The 16,988-nt window shown below is 72.5% G+C and carries 13 protein-coding genes; 5 read left to right on the top strand and 8 right to left on the bottom strand.

The annotated features are described in order from the left end of the window. Nucleotides 1–4: 4 nt before the first annotated feature. The 3 genes from FV242_RS11295 to FV242_RS11285 all read right to left on the bottom strand — a co-directional run bounded on the left by FV242_RS11295 (nucleotide 5) and on the right by FV242_RS11285 (nucleotide 4,738). Nucleotides 5–1,201 (bottom strand): acyl-CoA dehydrogenase family protein, encoded by a 1,197-nt coding sequence (locus FV242_RS11295; protein WP_147938978.1) that lies wholly within the window; start codon nucleotides 1,199–1,201, stop codon nucleotides 5–7. A gap of 2 nt (nucleotides 1,202–1,203) precedes the next feature. Further along, nucleotides 1,204–2,388 (bottom strand): acetyl-CoA C-acyltransferase, encoded by a 1,185-nt coding sequence (locus tag FV242_RS11290; RefSeq protein ID WP_147938977.1) that lies wholly within the window; start codon nucleotides 2,386–2,388, stop codon nucleotides 1,204–1,206. A 250-nt stretch (nucleotides 2,389–2,638) separates the two neighbouring features. Beyond that, on the bottom strand, nucleotides 2,639–4,738 hold the full coding sequence (locus FV242_RS11285) for a 3-hydroxyacyl-CoA dehydrogenase NAD-binding domain-containing protein (RefSeq protein WP_210248929.1): 2,100 nt from the start codon (nucleotides 4,736–4,738) through the stop codon (nucleotides 2,639–2,641). A 277-nt stretch (nucleotides 4,739–5,015) separates the two neighbouring features. Here FV242_RS11285 and FV242_RS11280 point away from each other — a divergent pair, with 277 nt between their 5' ends. From FV242_RS11280 to FV242_RS11265, 4 genes are read left to right on the top strand one after another with little or no spacing between them, the layout of a single operon-like run. Continuing rightward, nucleotides 5,016–6,032: a nitronate monooxygenase family protein gene (locus FV242_RS11280; protein WP_147938976.1), complete on the top strand. Its 1,017-nt coding sequence runs from the start codon at nucleotides 5,016–5,018 to the stop codon at nucleotides 6,030–6,032. After that, a complete protein-coding gene (locus tag FV242_RS11275; RefSeq protein WP_147938975.1) occupies nucleotides 6,029–6,766 on the top strand; it encodes an enoyl-CoA hydratase-related protein in 738 nt (245 codons plus the stop codon). The genes FV242_RS11280 and FV242_RS11275 overlap by 4 nt, the downstream gene beginning before the upstream one ends. Beyond that, a complete protein-coding gene (locus FV242_RS11270) occupies nucleotides 6,763–7,599 on the top strand; it encodes an IclR family transcriptional regulator (RefSeq protein WP_147938974.1) in 837 nt (278 codons plus the stop codon). Before FV242_RS11275 ends, FV242_RS11270 begins: the two co-directional genes overlap by 4 nt. Nucleotides 7,600–7,610: 11 nt before the next feature. Then, nucleotides 7,611–8,813, top strand: coding sequence for a CaiB/BaiF CoA-transferase family protein (locus FV242_RS11265; protein WP_147908310.1), 1,203 nt, complete (start codon nucleotides 7,611–7,613; stop codon nucleotides 8,811–8,813). A gap of 7 nt (nucleotides 8,814–8,820) precedes the next feature. Here FV242_RS11265 and FV242_RS11260 read toward each other — a convergent pair whose 3' ends face one another. Together FV242_RS11260 and FV242_RS11255 are read right to left on the bottom strand one after the other, a co-directional pair. Continuing rightward, nucleotides 8,821–9,780, bottom strand: a complete 960-nt coding sequence (locus tag FV242_RS11260; RefSeq protein WP_147938973.1) for an NAD(P)-dependent oxidoreductase — start codon at nucleotides 9,778–9,780, stop codon at nucleotides 8,821–8,823. Nucleotides 9,781–9,989: 209 nt separating this feature from the next. After that, entirely contained in the window at nucleotides 9,990–11,177 is a 1,188-nt protein-coding gene (locus FV242_RS11255; protein WP_147908349.1) for a complex I NDUFA9 subunit family protein, read from the bottom strand. A gap of 241 nt (nucleotides 11,178–11,418) precedes the next feature. On the opposite strand from FV242_RS11255, the gene FV242_RS11250 reads away from it, so the two are divergent. Continuing rightward, on the top strand, nucleotides 11,419–11,616 hold the full coding sequence (locus FV242_RS11250) for a hypothetical protein (protein ID WP_246689939.1): 198 nt from the start codon (nucleotides 11,419–11,421) through the stop codon (nucleotides 11,614–11,616). Nucleotides 11,617–11,625: 9 nt separating this feature from the next. On the opposite strand, the gene FV242_RS11245 is transcribed toward FV242_RS11250, so the two are convergent. The 3 genes from FV242_RS11245 to FV242_RS11235 form a co-directional block, all read right to left on the bottom strand. Next, nucleotides 11,626–12,567 carry an MBL fold metallo-hydrolase gene (locus tag FV242_RS11245; protein WP_147938972.1) on the bottom strand — a complete coding sequence of 314 codons (942 nt, stop codon included), beginning with the start codon at nucleotides 12,565–12,567 and terminating at the stop codon, nucleotides 11,626–11,628. A gap of 205 nt (nucleotides 12,568–12,772) precedes the next feature. Further along, complete coding sequence (locus FV242_RS11240; RefSeq protein ID WP_147938971.1) at nucleotides 12,773–13,975, bottom strand: murein L,D-transpeptidase family protein; 1,203 nt, start codon at nucleotides 13,973–13,975, stop codon at nucleotides 12,773–12,775. Nucleotides 13,976–14,085: 110 nt separating this feature from the next. Next, a complete protein-coding gene (locus FV242_RS11235; protein WP_147938970.1) occupies nucleotides 14,086–16,683 on the bottom strand; it encodes an ABC transporter ATP-binding protein in 2,598 nt (865 codons plus the stop codon). Nucleotides 16,684–16,988: the final 305 nt, after the last annotated feature.

The raw sequence follows: 16,988 nt of genomic DNA, 5'->3' as shown, positions 1-16,988 counted from the left end.
GCCCTCACAACCCCAAGATCCCCTTGGCGATGACGTTGTGCTGGATCTCGTTGGAGCCGCCGTAGATCGAGACCTTGCGGTTGTTGAAGTAGCTCGGCGCCGCCGCATCGACCCAGTCGAAGCCGCCGGGCAGGTTGTTGGCGCCGGCCCCGCGCGATGGTGCTGCCAGCGCGAACGGTCCGGCGAGCTCGACCAGCAACTCCGTCGCCGCCTGCTGCAGCTGCGAACCGCGGATCTTGAGGAGCGAGGAGGCGGGATCCGGCTCCACCGAATCCGCGCGACCCTGCTTGGCCGCCACCCGCATCTGGGTGATCTCCAGCGCCTTCAACTCGACCTCGACCTCCGCGACCCGGCCGCGGAAGTCGCGGTCGTCCCACATGGTCCCGGAGCCTGCCGGCATCTCCTTGGCGAGGCGCTTGATCCGCTGAATGCGTTCCTTGGTGAGGCCGATCCGGGCGATGCCGGTGCGCTCGTTGGCGAGCAGGAATTTTGCGTAATCCCAGCCTCGGTTCTCCTCGCCGACGAGGTTCTCGAGGGGAACGCGCACGGAATCGAAAAAAACCTCGTTGACCTCGTGCCGGCCCTCGAGGGTCAGGATCGGCCGCACGGTGATGCCGGGGGTCTTCATGTCGATCAGGAGGAAGGAGATGCCGCGCTGCTTCTTGGCCTCGAAGTCGGTGCGCACGAGACAAAAAATCCAGTCGGCGTGCTGGCCCAGCGTCGTCCAGGTCTTCTGGCCGTCCACGACGTAGTGGTCGCCGTCGCGCACGGCCTTGGTCTTCAGGGAGGCGAGGTCCGAGCCGGCGCCGGGCTCGGAGAAGCCCTGGCACCACCAATCGTCGAGATTGGCCGCGCGGGGCAGGAAACGCGCCTTCTGGTCCTGCCGGCCGAAGGTCGCGAGCACGGGGCCGAACATGTAGCAGTTGAACTGCTGCGGCAGCGGCACCGCGGCCTGGAACAGCTCCCCGGTGTAGATGTAGCGCTGGATCGGGGTCCAATCCCGGCCGCCCCATTCCTGCGGCCAGTGCGGCACCGCCCAGCCCTTGGCGTTGAGGATCCGCTGGCTGGCGACGATGTCCTCCTTGGCGAGGCTGCGCCCCTCCGAGACCTTCTTTCGTATGTCAGCCGGGATCTTCTCCCGGCAGAAGCTACGGACCTCGTCGCGGAACGCGATTTCGTCCGGCGTAAAGCGCAGATCCATCGTCAGCCTCCGATCTCGAACAGGCCGGCGCAGCCCTGGCCGCCGGCCACGCACATGGTCACCACGGCGTAGCGCGCCCCGCGGCGGCGGCCTTCCAGGAGGGCGTGCCCCACGAGCCGCGCCCCCGACATGCCGAACGGATGGCCGACCGCGATGGCGCCGCCGTTGACGTTGACCTTGTCCGGATCGATCCCGAGCGTGTCCCGGCAATAGACCGACTGGGACGCGAAGGCCTCGTTCAGCTCCCACAGGTCGATGTCGGCGACCGTGAGCCCCTGCCGCTCCAGCAGGCGCGGCACCGCGAAGACCGGGCCGATGCCCATCTCGTCCGGCCCGCAGCCGGCCGAGGCGAAGCCCCGGAAGGTGCCGAGCGGCGTGAGGCCGCGCCGGGCGGCCTCCTCGGCCGACATCAGCACGCTGGCGGCGGCCCCGTCCGAGAGCTGGCTGGCGTTGCCGGCCGTGATGAAGGCGCCCTCCCCGCGCACGGGCTTGAGCTTGGCGAGGCCCTCCGGCGTCGTGTCGGGGCGGTTGCCCTCGTCCTTGGTGAGCCGCGTCTCGACCTCCCGGGTCTCGCCGGTGGCCTTGTCGGTCACCGCCATCACGGCGCTCATCGGGACGATCTCGTCGTCGAACAGACCCCGCTCCTGCGCGGCGGCGGTGCGGCGCTGGCTCTCCGCCGCGAAGGCGTCCTGCACCTCCCGGGAGATGCCGTAACGCGCGGCCACGATGTCGGCGGTCTCGATCATCGGCATGTAGATCGCCGGCAGGTGCGCCTCCAGCCAGGCGTTGCGGGTCAGCTCCCGCTGGACCTTTGGCTGGACCAGGCTGATCGACTCGACCCCGCCGGCCACGGCCACTGGAACGCCATCGAGGATGATCCGGCGGGCGGCGCTCGCGATCGCCTCCAGGCCCGAGGCGCAGAAGCGCGAGACCGTGACGCCGGCCGATTCCACCGGGATCCCCGCCACCAGGGCGGCGTGGCGGGCGACGTTGCCGCCGGTGGCGGTCTCCGGATAGCCGCAGCCCAGCACCACCTCCTCGACGGCTCCCGGCTCGAGCCGGGCCCGGTCCAGGGCGCCCCGGATCGCGTGGGCCGCGAGGTCGGCGCCGCGGGTGAGGTTCAGCGCGCCGCGATGGGCCTTGCCGATCGGCGTGCGGGCGGTCGAGACGATCACCGCGTCGGTCATGCCGGATTCCTCTTCGGTTCCGCACGGATGTGCAGGTCGGATGCTGGCACAGCATCGGCCGGATGCGGCGCGGGTCCCCTCTCCCGCACGAGAGAGGCGGCGCCGCGCGGGCTGCAGGAGCGACAGCGCCTGATGCCGGCGGGTTGGGGATCCCGAAGGGCGTCACGCCCTTCGGTGGGATGTCGGGGCAACGCCCCGAGGCGTCGGACCTCTCGAAACCGGGACGAAGCCCGTTCGAGCCGGCCGGCCATCAGGCCGTCGCCTTCCAGGCGGCGAAGGTGCCGCCTTCGTCCGCCAGCTTGCGCAGCAGCGGCGCCGGCTCCTGGCTGTCGTCGCCGGCCTCCCGGGCGAAGCGTGACAGCGCCTCGGCGACCGTCCTGAGCCCGACCGTGTCGGCCCAGTGCATCGGGCCGCCGCGCCAGGCCGGCCAGTTGTAGCCGTTGATCCAGATCGTATCGATGTCGCCGGGCCGGGCCGCGATCCCCTCTTCGAGGATCCGGGCGCCCTCATTGACCATCGGGTACATGAGCCGAGCGACAATCTCGTCGGGGCTGAACGTGCGACGTGCGACGCCGTGCTCGGCGGCGGTCTTCTCGATGAGCGCGTCCACCTCGGGATCGCGGGTCCCGGTCCTGGCGCCGTCCGCATACACAAAGAAGCCGCGGCCGGTCTTCTGGCCGAACCGGCCCATCTCGGCCAGCGCGTCGGCGACCGGGGCCCGGCCGCCGAAATCCTTGCGGGAGCGCCAGCCGATATCGAGGCCGGCGAGGTCGCTCATGGCGAAGGGGCCCATCCGGAAGCCGAAGGCGGTCACGGCGGCGTCGACCTCATGCGGCAGCGCGCCTTCGAGCAGCAGGCGCTCGGCGGCCCGGCTGCGGCGCTCCAGGATGCGGTTGCCGACGAAGCCGAAGCAGACGCCCACCGTCACCGGGAGCTTGTTGAGGCGCTTGGCCAGATCCAGCGCGGTGGCGAGCACGTCGGGCGCGGTCTTCCCGGCCCGGACCACCTCGACGAGGCGCATGACGTTGGCCGGGCTGAAGAAGTGCAGCCCCAGCACGTCCTGCGGCCGGCCGGTCACCGCCGCGATGGCGTCGACATCGAGATAGGAGGTGTTGCTCGCCAGGATCGCCCCCGGCTTGGCGATGCCGTCGAGTTTGGAAAAGATCTCGCGCTTGACGCCCATGTCCTCGAAGGCCGCCTCGATCACGATATCGGCCTCTGCGGCGTTCTCCAGGCCGATCGCCCCGGTGATCCGGCCGACCCGCGCATCGCGCTGGGCCTCGGTGATCGAGCCGCGCTTGGCCGAGCCCGCATAGAGGGCCTTCACCCGGTCGAGGCCGCGCTCCAGGGCGCCGGCCTCGGTCTCGATCACGGTGACCGGGATGCCGGCATTGGCGAAGCACATACTGATCCCGCCGCCCATGGTGCCGGCGCCGATCACCGCGGCCGTCTCGATGGCGCGACGGGGCGTCTCCTTCGACAGGCCCGGGACCCGGCCCGCCTCGCGCTCGGCGAAGAAGGCGTAGCGCAGGGCCTTCGAGCGCGGATCCTCCACCAGCGTGCGGAACTCGTCCCGCTCGACGGCGACCGCCGCGTCGAACGCGGTCGGGTCAAGGCCGGCGCGCACGGCCCGGACCAGGGCACGGACGTTGGTCGCCTGCGGATCGCGCTTCACGGCCTCCTCGGCCAGCGCCTCGAAACTCTGCCGGGCCTCCGGCGTCAGCCTGTCCGCCCGGTCGCGCACCCGCGGCAGGGCGCCGGAATCGGCCAGTTCCAGGGCCCGGGTGCGGGCCGCCGGGACGAGGTCGCCCAGCACGACGGCATCGACGATGCCCCGCTCGGCGGCCGCATCGGCCGAGATTGGCGAGCCGGTGAGCATCATCGTGAAGGCGGCGTCCGGCCCGATCAGGCGCGGCAGGCGCTGGGTGCCGCCGGCTCCGGGGATGATCCCGAGCTTGATCTCCGGCAGGCCGAGCTTGGCCGCCGGCGCCGCGATCCGGCCGTGGCAGGCCATCGCCAGTTCCAGTCCGCCGCCGAGCGCCGCGCCGCCGATCGCCGCCACCACCGGCTTCCGGCCGGCATCGAGCCGCTCCAGCACGTCGGGCAGGCTCGGGGCCTGAGGCGGCTTGCCGAATTCCGAGATGTCGGCCCCGCCGACGAACACCTTGCCCTCGGCCGCCAGCACGATGGCGCGCACCGAATCGTCCGCCTCCGCCCGGGCCAGGGCGGCATCGAGGGCAGCCCGCAGCCCGGCGCCGAGCGCGTTGACCGGCGGGTTCGCCAGCGTGAGCACGGCCACGCCGCCATCGACCTCGTAACGAACCAAAGCGTCGCGCTCCCTGTTCTGCATTGCAGAATGATCGTTTGCATTTTGCGGGGATGTTGATCTGCGATCCCCGACTCGTCAAGGATGCGCCGGCATCGCCCTTGACCCGCGTCGTGGCGTTCCGCATTGCAGACGCCGCTCAGCTGAACGGTTTGACCGGTGCCGGACGCCATGCCATTCAGACCCGCCCCGGGCACGATTCCGACCCTGGCCCGCCCAGCCGGGTTCCATGGGAAGGGCCGCCCGATCGATCAGGGAGGATCGCCGTGCGCGGTATCGGCCAACAGCCCGGCAGCCTCCGATGAGCGACGGATCCGAACAGGGGCCGGCTAGCCGCCTGCCCGAGACCCTGCGCGGTCGCCTCGCCCTGCCGGTGATCTGCGCCCCGATGTTCATCGTGTCGGGGCCGGAACTCGTGATCGCGCAATGCCTGGCCGGGGTGGTCGGCGCGTTCCCGGCGCTCAACGCCCGGCCCGCCGCACTCCTCGACGAATGGCTTTCGACGATCACCCGGACCCTGGCTGAAGCGCGCGCGAAGGATCCCGCCCGCAAGATCGCGCCCTTCGCGGTCAACCAGATCGTCCACGCGTCGAACGACCGGCTGGCGCACGACGTCGAGGCCTGCATCCGGCACCGGGTGCCGATCATCATCACGTCGCTGCGGGCGCCGGACGCGGTGATCCGCCCGGTCCACGGCTATGGCGGCGTGGTGTTCCACGACGTCACCACGGTCCGCCATGCCGAGAAGGCCCTGGAAGCCGGGGTCGACGGGCTGATCCTCGTCTGCGCCGGCGCGGGGGGCCATGCCGGCACGCTGAGCCCCTTCGCCCTCGTCGGCGAGATCCGGCGCTTCTACGACGGGCCGCTGATCCTGTCGGGGGCGATCACCACCGGCTCGGCGATCCTGGCCGCCCAGGCCATGGGCGCCGACCTCGCCTACATGGGCACCCGGTTCATCGCCACCCGGGAGGCGAACGCCGCGTCCGGCTACAAGGACATGATCGCCGGCAGTGCCGCCGCCGACGTCCTGTACACCCCCTACTTCACGGGCGTGCCGGGCAATTACCTGACGCCGAGCATCCGCGCCGCCGGGCTCGATCCCGAGGCCTTGCCGGTGCGCGACAAGACCGCGATGGATTTCGGCAGCGCCGGCGTGAAGGCCTGGCGGGACGTCTGGGGCGCCGGCCAGGGGGTCGGCACCATCGCGGACGCGCCGGCCACCGCCGACCTGGTGGCCCGGCTCGTTCGGGAATACGCCGCCGCCCGGGCCGGGCTCGGGGGCGTCGCCGCGGCCTATGCCGGCGAGGCCGTCCCGTGAGCCTCCGTGTCGCCGATCCCGAGCCCGGGATCCGGCTGGTCACCATCGACCGGCCGGAGCGCCGCAACGCCCTCGACCGGGCGACCTATGCGGGCCTCTCCGCCGCCTTCGCCGCGGCCGGCGCCGACGAGACCGTGCGCGCCGTGGTGCTCACCGGGGTGGGCGGCTGCTTCACGGCCGGCAACGACCTCAGGGACTTCCAGGATGTCGAGACCGACGGCGACAGCCCGGGCCTGACCTTCCTGAAGGCCCTGCGCGGCTGCCCGAAGCCCGTCGTCGCGGCGGTGGAGGGGCACGCGGTCGGCATCGGCACAACGCTGCTGCTGCATTGCGACCTCGCCTATGCCGGGGACGGCGCCCGCTTCCGCCTGCCGTTCACGGCGCTCGGGCTGAGCCCGGAAGGCGGTTCGAGCTACCTCCTCCCGCTCATCGCCGGCACCAAGCGGGCGGCCGAGCTGCTGATGCTCGGCGAGCCCTTCGGCGCCGCGGAGGCGGCGGCGGCCGGCCTGATCAACGCCGCCGTCCCGCAGGGCGCCGCCCTGGACACCGCCCTCGCCCGAGTCCGTGCCCTGGCCGCCCTGCCCCCGGTCTCGATCGCCGCGACCAAGCGCGCCCTGCGCCGGGGCCACGATGACGTGGTCGCCCGCACGCTCGCCGAGGAGGCGCAGGTGTTTCACGGGCTCCGCCGCGGCCCGGACGCGCAGGCGGCCTTCGCGGCGTTCCTGCGCCGATGAACGCCGTGGGTGAGGCCCTGCTGGGTGATCCCGAGGCGACGCCGGGCGACGGCGCCAACGAGCGTGGCGCCAAGGAGGATCGCCACTTCGTCACGGCGCTCGGCCGTGGCCTCGCGGTGCTCGCCTGCTTCGGGCCCGGCCGGACCAGCCTGGCCAACCACGACCTCGCGGCGGCCTGCGGCCTGCCGCGCTCGACCGTGTCGCGCCTCACCTACACGCTGACCAAGCTCGGCTACCTGCACCACACCGCCGAGACCGGCCGCTACCGACTGGGCCACGCGACCATCGCGCTGAGTTCGGCGGCCCTCGGCGGGCTCGACGTGCGCGGCATCGCCCGACCGGTGCTGCGGGCGGTCGCCGAGGCCGCCAACGCCTCGGTGGGGCTCGGAGTGCGCGACCGGTTGAGCATGCGCTACGTCGATTGCCAGCGCGGTCCGGCCGCGATCTCGCTGAACCTCGACACCGGCTCGCGGATCTCGCTCGCGCGCAGCGCCATGGGTCGCGCCTACGTGGCGGTCTGCCCGGAGCGCGAGCGCGAGAGCATCTACGAGGACCTGAAGGCCCTCGACCCGGTGGCCTGGCCCGCCCTGCGGGCCGGCCTCGACCGGGCCGTGGCCGAGCACCGCGAGCTCGGTTGCTGCACCTCGTTCGGCGAGTGGCAGGAGACGGTCTGCGCGATCGCGGTGGGATTTCATCCCGGCGGCGGCCTGCCGGCCATGTCGGTCAATTGCGGCGCCCCGACGATCATCACCGACGCCCGGTTCCTGATGGACGTGGTGCGGCCGAAGCTCGTCGCAGCCGTGCGCGGCCTCGACGGCGTGATGGGAGCATGAGGACCCGTTCCATGGAAACCGATCCATCCCAAGATCTCCCGCTCGCCGGCATCCGCGTCCTCGACCTGTCCCGGGTCCTGGCGGGGCCGTGGTGCGCGCAGGTGCTCGGCGATCTCGGCGCCGACGTGATCAAGGTCGAGCACCCGGAGCGCGGCGACGACACGCGGGACTGGGGCGTGGCGACCAGCCCCGGCAACACCTCGTATTTCGACAGCGTGAACCGCAACAAGCGCTCGATCGGCGTCGATCTCGCGACGCCCGACGGGCTGGCGATCGTCAAGGCGCTGGCCCGCGAGAGCGACGTGCTGGTCCAGAACTTCAAGACCGGCGGGGCCGAGAAGCTCGGCCTCGGCTACGCGGCGCTGTCGGCCGAGAATTCCGGGCTGATCTACTGCTCGATCGCCGGCTACAGCTCCGACGGCTCGGAGGCCGGACGGCCCGGCTACGACCTCGTGGTGCAGGGCGAATCCGGCGTGATGGCGCTGAACGGCGAGGCGGGCGGCCCGCCCCTGAAGTTCGGGGTCGCGGCGGTGGACCTGTTCACCGGGCAATACGCGGCCCAGGCCGTGCTGGCGGCCCTGTTCCAGCGCGAGCGCACCGGGCGCGGCAAGGCGATCGACCTCGCCCTGTTCGATTGCGGCGTGGCGCTGACCTCCTATTACGGCCTGGAGGCGCTCGCCCGGGGCATCGATCCGCCGCGCTACGGCAACGCCCACCCGTCGATCGTGCCCTACGGGGTGTTCGAGGCGGGAGACGGGCCGGTGGTGATCACGGTCGGCAACAACGCCCAGTACCGCCGGTTCTGCGAGCAGGTGCTGGAGCGGCCGGACCTGTGCGCCGACCCGCGCTTTGCGACCAACCTCGACCGCTCGAAGAACCGCGCCGCCTTCATCCCGATCCTGGATGCCGAACTCGCCAAGTGGGAGCGCGCGCCGCTGATCGCGCGCCTGCGCGCGGCCGGCATCCCCTGCGGCGAGGTGATGGGCCTGCGCGAGGCGCTGACCTGTCCGCGCGCCCGGGAGGCCGGTCTGGTGGTCGAGGGCGCCGACAACGCCCACGTCATCGCCCCGCCCTACCGGCTCGACGGGCGCCGGCTGCCGGTGCGTCGCATGCCGCCGGGCCTCGGGGATTCGAGCGCCGAGATCCTGGCCGAGCGGCTGGATGTGTCGGCGCAGGCGCGGGACGCGCTGGTGGCGAAGGGCGTGGTCCGGTAGCGCGCCCTCAGCCCTCGACGGCGCCCAGCCGGGCGCGGGCATCGTCGAGCACCCGGGTCAGGGCGTCGTCCCAGGCGACCCGCGGCTGCCAGCCGGTGGCGTCGTGCAGGCGGGTGGAATCGCCCGCCGCCAGCGGGATCTCGTTCGGGCGCACCCGCTCGGGGGCGATCCGGATCTCGAACGGCACCCGGGCGCGGGCGCGCAGGCCGTCGAGGACGCTGGCGATCGTGCGGGGGACGCCGGAACTGATGTTGAACACGCTCCCGTCCGCCAGGGCTTCGGACCGGCCGATCAGGTCGGCATAGGCGCCCGCGACGTCGGCGACGTCGAGGAAATCGCGGTACGAGGACAGGTTGCCGACCTCGAGGAGCGGTGCCGCAAGGCCGGCCTCGATCCGGGCGATCTGCCCGGCGAAGGAGGCCACGACGAAGCGCTCGTCCTGGCCCGGGCCGATATGGTTGAACGGCCGCAGCACCACGAGCTTCACGCCGATCCGGGGCAGCAGGTCGCGCAGCAGCTGCTCGCCGACCCATTTCGACCGGGCGTAGGTGTTGCGCGGCAGGGGCTCGGCCGCCTCGGACAGCGCGTGGCCGGCCAGGAAGGCACCGCCGTAGACCTCGCCCGAGCTGACGAAGAACAACGTGCAGCCCGGCACCGCCTCGACGGCCGCCACGAGGTTCATCAGGCCGTTGACGTTCACCCGCCAGGTCTGCCCCGGCCCGGTGGCGGACTGGCCCACCGAGGCGAGGCCGGCCAAGTGGAGGATCTCGGTCGGCCGGAAGCGCGCCACGAAGGCGCCGAGGGCCGCCTCGTCCAGGAGGTCGATGCGCGCGTAGGTGACGCCCTCCGGCAGGCTCGGCGCTTCCCCGCGGCCGATGCCGACCACCCGGGCGCCCGATCCGGTCAGGAGCGGCAGCACATGGCCGCCGACGAAGCCCGCCGCGCCGGTGACGAGGATGCGTCTCACGCCAGGCCTGCCGATCCGTTCCACGGGGTCATCATCATCGTGCAGTCCCGGACGAGATCAGGCGTTGTCTCCCTCAACGAGAAGGCAGCGATATAAACCCGCGCACCGGCAAGGAAATGGGATCCCGAAAGGTACGAGACCCTTCGGCAGGGTGCGGGGCTCCGCCACGCACCCATAAGGGGTCGAAGACCTCTCGAAACCCTGGCTCGTCAGTTCATCGTCCGGGTGCCCCAGCGGGTCCCCATGCGGCTCTGGGCGCTGCCGGGGGAACTGCCCGCGTCGGCGCCGATCGCCGGCCCGGACGCGGTCTGCGGCCTGTGCTGGGAGCCGGCTGCCATGGGCGTCGAGGCCACCATGTCGGGCACCTCGGCGAGGTGTTCCTCGTCGCGATCGGTGGCGAACTGGCCGGCCTTGCGGAACGGCCAGAGATAACCCGGAACCACCGCCTCGGCCGCGGTCGGGCTGATGCCGAGCGCCTCGATGGTCCGGCCCTCGGCCTTGGCGGCCTCGGACACGACGTTGTCGTTCTGGAGCAGGATCACCTGGTCGCGGGTGAGCTTCAGGCTGTCGGGCAGCAGGCCGAAGGTCAGGGTGTCGGCGACCTCCAGGAACCGGGCCTGGAGCTTGGCCACCGGCAGCGGCAGGTCCACCACCGCGCGCTTCCGCTGGATCGTCTTCAGCATGTAGCGGACGAGGTGCTCGAGCGTCGCGACTTCGGGGCCGCCGAGCTCGTAGACCTTGCCGCCCGGCACCGCGCCATCGACGGCCCGGGCGATCGCCTCGGCGACGTCGCCCACGAAGACCGGCTGGAAGCGCGACTGGCCGCCCGCCAGCGGCAGGACCGGCAGCGCCCGAGCCAGCCCGGCGAAGCGGTTGAAGAAGCTGTCGCCCGGCCCGAAGACCAGCGAGGGCCGGAACACCACCGCGTCCGGACAGGTGGCGAAGATCCGGGCCTCGCCCTCCGCCTTGGTGCGGGCGTAGTGTGACGGCGAGGCCGGATCCGCCCCGATCGCCGAGACGTGGATCATCCGGGCACCCTGCCGGGCTGCGGCGCGGGCGATCTCGGCCGCACCTTCGACCTGCAGGCGTGCGAAGCTCTGCGAGCCGGTCTCCTGCAGGATGCCGACGAGGTTGATCACCACGTCCGAGCGCTCGGCCGCGCGGGCCACCGATTCGGGGTAGCGCAGGTTGGCCTGGACGGCCACGATCTGGTTGACCTTGCCCAGCGGCTGCAGGAACAGCGCCAGGTCCGGCCGGCGCACCGCGACGCGGATCCGGTATCCGCGTTTGGCGAGCGCCCGCACCACGTGCCGGCCCAGGAAGCCGGAGCCGCCGAAGATCGTCACGAGCTGGGATTGCGGGCGCAGGGGGCCCGTTGCTGCGGTGGATGCGGGCATGCTGTCCTGAGGCGTGTTCTGTGGGCCGGTCATCGCCGTGGTCTCGGGCTCCTCGCGCGCCCCGGGGCGCCGTCATGCGGGCCTACTTAGCCTAAGTTCGGCGCCTTGGGAGCCGCCCATGCGCGTCGCGGCGCGATTACCGTGTCCTGGCGCCGGATGCGACCGGGAACGGGCACCGCGCCCGCGCATTTCCACGGACGACTTCGCCGGGCCGTGCGCCGGCCGGGACGCGCCGGGGACCATGATGATTCTAGGGATGCTCGTCTCGGCGGTGATCGCCGTCTTCGGACTGCTCGTCGCGCTGGGCCTGATCGGCCACCCGATCGATGCGCAGCTCGTCACCAATTACGGCTGGAGCATCCTGACCATCGGCGTCGCGCTGTTCGTCCTGTTCGCCTATCGCCGGTTCAGCCGGACGCGGGGCCGGCGCTCGGTCTGACCGACGGGATCAGGCGACCTTGATCCGGCGGCGGATCTCCCGCGCCACCGCCGGCCGGCCGTCGGCGCCCCGGCTCACCGAACGCGGCGCGCCGACCGTGATGCTCTGGCTCTCGCGGGCGATGAAGGCGGTGGGCATCTCCGCCTTGAGGTCCGCCTCCATGTCGCGCAGCGCCGTATCCGAATGGGCCGGATGCAGGTGGATGATCGCCAGCGCCTTGACACCGGCCGTCCGGGCCAGCTCGACGCCCTTCTGCCAGGTGGAGTGGCCCCAGCCGCGGCAGGTCGGATACTCGCCGTCGGTGAACATGCCGTCGTAGACCATCAGGTCGGCGCCTTCGACGAACCGCGCCAGCTCGGGATCCGGCCAGGGGTCGCTGTGCTCGATGTCGCTGATCAGGCACAGGCGCTGGCCGCCATGCTCGAAGCGATAGCCCACCGAGCCCTGCGGGTGGTTCAGCAGGATCGTGTCGACCCGGGCGCCATCCGGGAACGTCAGGGACTGCCCGGCCTCGAAGCCGTGATGGTTGAACGTGCAGCACAGCCTGTCGAGCGTAACCGGGAACAGCGGCGGCGCGAACAGACGATCGAGCGTCGGGCCGGCCGATTCGCCGCCGAGATTGCCGCAATAGGTGTTGATCACCCGGTCGCAGTCGAGGACTGCCGGCTTGAAGAAAGGGAGGCCCGCCGTGTGGTCGAGGTGCAGGTGGCTGAACAGGAGGTCGACTTCCCGGGGGAGATCGGTGCGGTGGCCCTGACCGAGGTTGTAGATGCCGGAGCCGGCATCGACCACGAACATCCGCTCCCCGCAGCGCACCTCGAGGCACGGCGTGTTGCCGCCGAATTCGGCGTATTGCGGACCGCTGACCGGCGTCGAGCCACGGACGCCCCAGAATCGGAGGACGAGGCCCTTGTCGGCCGCACGGATAGTCGGCTCGGAACACTTGGACATGGCGATCACGAATCTGCGGACAGTCGGTCCCGATCCGTTACGATCGAAACCCCGTCGCCGTTCCGGGAAGGTAGCGCTGATTACGGCAGGCCGACGGGACAGGAGTACCGCTCATCCCCTGCCTTACAATGAATTGGGGGGTCGCAGGCCGTCGTGATGTGCGTCCGCGCACACGGATGGGCCGCGCCCCGGCGCTGCGGCTCCCTTAGAACCGCGCGGCGGATGCGACAAGCCCGGCGTTGGCGCTGCCGGGAATCAGCGGCCCGCCGACCGCGCCCGGGGCCCAACCCAGGCCCGCCGCCAGCATCGCGGGCAGGCCGTCGCCGTAGCGCGCCGGGAGCCGGCCAGCCAGCGCCCCGAACGGGTCCGGGGCCCGGTCGTAGACCGGGACGAAGCCCGCCATTCGCCGCAACGCGAGGGCGGAATCGGGGGCGGCCCAGGCGGCCCACACCGCCTCCGGCACCGGCCGCGGCGCCCGGTGACCCGGCACGACCACCACCTCCTGGCCGGCGAAGGCCAGCGCCTCGGGGCGGCTGACGTCGCCGACCGCGCCGCCCCGGGCGGTGTAGGCCGCCCAGAGGGCGTGCTGGCCGCCGTCGGAATAGGTGGTGCGCACGGCCGGCTCGCCGGATTCGGCGAGCGCCGCCATCCGGGCCTCCTCGATGGCGCGGTGGGTCGCGACGGCGGCTTCCCGCGCGGGGTCCCGGGACGGCGCGAAGGCGTAGCGGCCGGCGACGACCGAGACCTGCAGCTCCTCCTTGCTCGCCTCGAACCGGTCCGAGCCGGCCTTGAGCTCGCGCCAGAACCCGATGTTCGGGTCGGTGCGGTGGCGGGCCATGTTCTCGGCACTCATCCGGAACGGGTAGGACTGGAACTGGAACGCCGCCTGCCCGCCGTTCAGGGCCTCGCGGGCGATGGCGTAGATCTCCCCGACCGTGCCGTCGGTCATGGCGAAGCAGCCCATCGACGAGCAGATGCCGTGCACCATCACGGCCGAGCCGGTGCCGCCATGGGCGCGATCGTAGGCGTTGGGGTAGCCGACATCGAAGGACAGGTAATAGTGCGAGTTCGGGTTCATCTGGCGCCGGGGCACCGAATAGAACCCCTCCGGGGTCTGCCGGTCGCCGCTCTTGCGCTTGGGGCCGAGCTGGCCGGACCAGCGGCAGATCGGGAAGGTCTTGATGTGGACGTACCCGGCCGGGCCCTTCTTCCAGACCTCGATCTCGGATTCCTTCTTGTAGGCCCGGAACAGCACCGGGGCGGCGGCACTGGTGCCCTTCTGCGCCATCAGGGCGAGCGTCGCGGCCGGGATCGGCGCGTCGGCCTTCCCAGCCTGCGCCGCGACGGAACCGCAGACGGTCAGCAGCACGAGGCCGGCGGTCAGGGATCTCGGTATCGGGAGGGGCATGAACCGTCCGCGCCGCATCGGCCGGAGGGGAACACGGCCGTGCACGGTCCGCGGAGGCTGACCGGGCATTGCGGCCGTCGTGAGGCCGTCGCGCCCGTGACGACCGCCGGTCACGCCAGGGCTGGCTCCGCGCCGACGGCGCCCGCGGCCTCGATGGCCTGGGGGGCGACCACGGCGCTGTTCTCCACCGCGATCACCGCGTCGAACGGCGCGATCCCGTCGGGTACCCCCGATTCGGGCAGGCAGACGATGAAGCCTCGCCCGGCCCGGGCCTGCCGGAGCCGGGCGAGGCGCTCGCGCACGCCCTCGACCTTGCGCTCGTCGGGCGCCACCGCGACCACCAGGATGTCGGGCTCGCGGGCGAGGCAGCGCCCCAGCTCGATCGCGACGCGCTCCCGGGCGTTGATCGCCCCGTCGGCCAGCGCGCCGGTGCTCGGCTGGATCTCGACCTTGCTGTCCAGGCCGAGCCCGTAGACCGAGGCTTCGAGGCCCTCGTCGGCGAGCACGCGTTGCACCAGTGCCCGCACCCGGGGCTCCGCGTTGGCCTCGCCGAGGCTGATCCGGCCGAACAGCAGGTTCTCCTCCAGGCTGGCGGCCGGATTGACCCGGCCGGGATCGTGGAACTCGACGGCGCCGGCGAGGTGGGGCGGCAGCATCCGGGCGAAGGAGCGGCGCGCCTGAACCAGCCGCTGCTCGAACGCGGCGTCGATCAGCCCGAAGCGGTGGCGGGATTCGCTGTAGCGCAACGCTAGGCCGATCAGCCGGGTGCGGTCGCGCTGGCCGGCCGACCCGCGGCGCAGGCTCGCGGCATTGGGCAGGCGGACCACCAGATCTTCGAAGTAGCCGCGCTCCGAGGCCTGGAACAGCGAATAGTTGTCGAAGAGCGAATGATCGTTGGGTAGATCCGCGAAGATTTCCACCGTGCTGCGCGCCACCGACAGGCCGATCTCGGTGAGCGGCCGCACCAGCTCCTCGGCCTCCAGCACCGCCCTCAGGTACGGGTGGCGGGCGAACCGCAGGGGCGCGAAGGCCCCGCCGACCGGCTCGCCGAACAGGATGTTCTCGCCGATGCTCGCCTGATGGTTGTAGCGGGCCGGGTCGAAAGGCTCGACCAGGCGCTCGGCCCCCTTGGCGGCGAGGGCCGCCCGCATGGTCCGGCGGGCCGTGACGATCGCCGCCGCGAGCCGGGGCTGGCTCGCCGGGTCGAGGCGGCCGGTCAGGCCGCGGGCGTAGACGAAGCCGTCGAGCCCGGCGAGCCGGCTGATCCCGATCAGCCCGATGTCGTCGGGGGCGTTCGCCGGCTCGGTGCCGTAGAGCAGGTTCTGCCGGAGCGAGCCCTCGATCAGGATCGCCTCCCCGGCCGCGAAGGCGATGCGGCGGGCGCGCTCCGCGGCATCGAAGCCGCGCAGGTCGGAGCCCGCGTAGGTGACCGCGCCCGCCGTCGGCTCGACCTGGCCGGCCAGCACGGCCGCCAGCACCCGGGCGCCGCTGCCCCGGCTGCCGGTGATCGCCACGTGGCCCGGCATGGTGACGGCGACGTCCACGCCGGTCAGGCGCTCGCCGGTCGCTGCGTCGAAGGCGCCGACGCCCTGGGTCGCCAGGATTCCGGACCGGGGCAGCGGCTGCGGTGCGAGCCCCGGCCTGGGCGCCCGGGCCTGCCGCCCCTCGAGCAGGGCTATGATGCGGGCGAGGTCGCGGAAGCGCGGCCGGACGGATTTGCGCACCGTCCAGAGCCGGGCGCAGATGCCGGCGAGCCAGCCGGCGAGGCCGAACGCCCCGGTGGCCGCGAGCAGGGCGGCTGGATCGACCGGCGGCGCCGGCGGGCCGCCGGTCTCTGCGGAGCGCCAAAGGGCAGTGCCGATGGCGATGGCGGGGAGGATCACCGCCAGGGCCAGCGCCGGGGCCCGCGCGTAGGCCAGCCGTGCCTCGGCCCGGGCCACCTTGGCGCGCGTCGCCGCGACCCGGGCCGCGATGCGTGTCCGTTCGAGGGCGGCGGCTCCGTGGACGCGAACGGCCGGCAGCCGACGGACCAGGTCGTTCAGGTTCGTCTCGGCCCGGGCGCTGGAACGCAGGCGCAGGTCCTGCCGGTCCCGGGCGCGTTCCAGGACCAGCCCGTAGGCGAGCCCGATCGCCGCCAGGCCGACCGCCGCGGCCGGGATCAGGCGTGGGGCCGCGAGCGCCGCGAAGCCGAGCGCCAGGAGCAGCGCGGCGAGCGTCATCGCCGGCAGGACGATGCCGGCGGCGAGCAGCCGGTCGCCCCGGCCCAGCACCTCGCCGACCAGGCGGGCCAGGCTGCGGGCCTCGTCGCGGGCTCCGGCCGGCGCGTCGAGGATCGCCTGCAGGACGCTCTCCCGGACCGCGTCCGCGGCCCGGTTCTGAGCCTTGAAGCACAGGCGCGCCACGATCCAGCCGATTCCGGCCAGGGCCAGCGCGCAGGCGGCGATGCACAGGAAGGCGGCGAGCTCCAGCTCCGCCGGGCGCATCGGGACACCGTGCGTCAGCACGACGTCGCGGCCGGGCAGCGACAGGGCGAGCCGCAGGAACGGCAGCGTCGGCGCCTCGTCGCGCGGCAGCACCGCGACGAGATCGCGCAGACACAGCAGGGCGAGCGCGCAGAGCGGGGCGCCGACCCCGACAGCGAGGCCGGCCGCAATGGTGTGCAGGCGCCGCGCCGCGCGCCAGGTCAGGACGATGGGGTCGGAATCCATAGGGGTCCGAGGCAGGTCCGGGGTGGGGCGGCGACGGGATCGGGCCGCCGCGCCCGACAGGTCAGGCAGCGCATAGGCCTTCGCGCCGCCGGCGGGAAGTGTCGCGGGCTCGGCACGAGAGGCGCCCGGCATGGTGATCCATGTTCTAGCCCCCGTCTGGAAAAGCTCTAGGTTCCTGGGTGAGGGCCGGCCGCTTTGGTCGCATTGCGCGGGCGGACCGGTGCACCGCACACTTCAACCTGGGATCAACGGTGGGGCGACGCTTGCGGCGAGGGGGTGAGCAGATCGAGCCCGGCGACCGAACC

Source organism: Methylobacterium sp. WL64 (assembly GCF_008039945.1).
Classification (GTDB): Bacteria; Pseudomonadota; Alphaproteobacteria; order Rhizobiales; family Beijerinckiaceae; genus Methylobacterium.
This window is presented reverse-complemented; position numbering and strand designations above follow the sequence as displayed.

Coding starts and splice junctions, on each gene's coding strand:
- FV242_RS11295 (WP_147938978.1), bottom strand. CDS start 1,201: ATGGATCTGCGCTTTACGCCGGACGAAATCGCGTTCCGCGACGAGGTC.
- FV242_RS11290 (WP_147938977.1), bottom strand. CDS start 2,388: ATGACCGACGCGGTGATCGTCTCGACCGCCCGCACGCCGATCGGCAAG.
- FV242_RS11285 (WP_210248929.1), bottom strand. CDS start 4,738: ATGCAGAACAGGGAGCGCGACGCTTTGGTTCGTTACGAGGTCGATGGC.
- FV242_RS11280 (WP_147938976.1), top strand. CDS start 5,016: ATGAGCGACGGATCCGAACAGGGGCCGGCTAGCCGCCTGCCCGAGACC.
- FV242_RS11270 (WP_147938974.1), top strand. CDS start 6,763: ATGAACGCCGTGGGTGAGGCCCTGCTGGGTGATCCCGAGGCGACGCCG.
- FV242_RS11265 (WP_147908310.1), top strand. CDS start 7,611: ATGGAAACCGATCCATCCCAAGATCTCCCGCTCGCCGGCATCCGCGTC.
- FV242_RS11255 (WP_147908349.1), bottom strand. CDS start 11,177: ATGCCCGCATCCACCGCAGCAACGGGCCCCCTGCGCCCGCAATCCCAG.
- FV242_RS11250 (WP_246689939.1), top strand. CDS start 11,419: ATGATGATTCTAGGGATGCTCGTCTCGGCGGTGATCGCCGTCTTCGGA.
- FV242_RS11245 (WP_147938972.1), bottom strand. CDS start 12,567: ATGTCCAAGTGTTCCGAGCCGACTATCCGTGCGGCCGACAAGGGCCTC.
- FV242_RS11240 (WP_147938971.1), bottom strand. CDS start 13,975: ATGCCCCTCCCGATACCGAGATCCCTGACCGCCGGCCTCGTGCTGCTG.
- FV242_RS11235 (WP_147938970.1), bottom strand. CDS start 16,683: ATGGATTCCGACCCCATCGTCCTGACCTGGCGCGCGGCGCGGCGCCTG.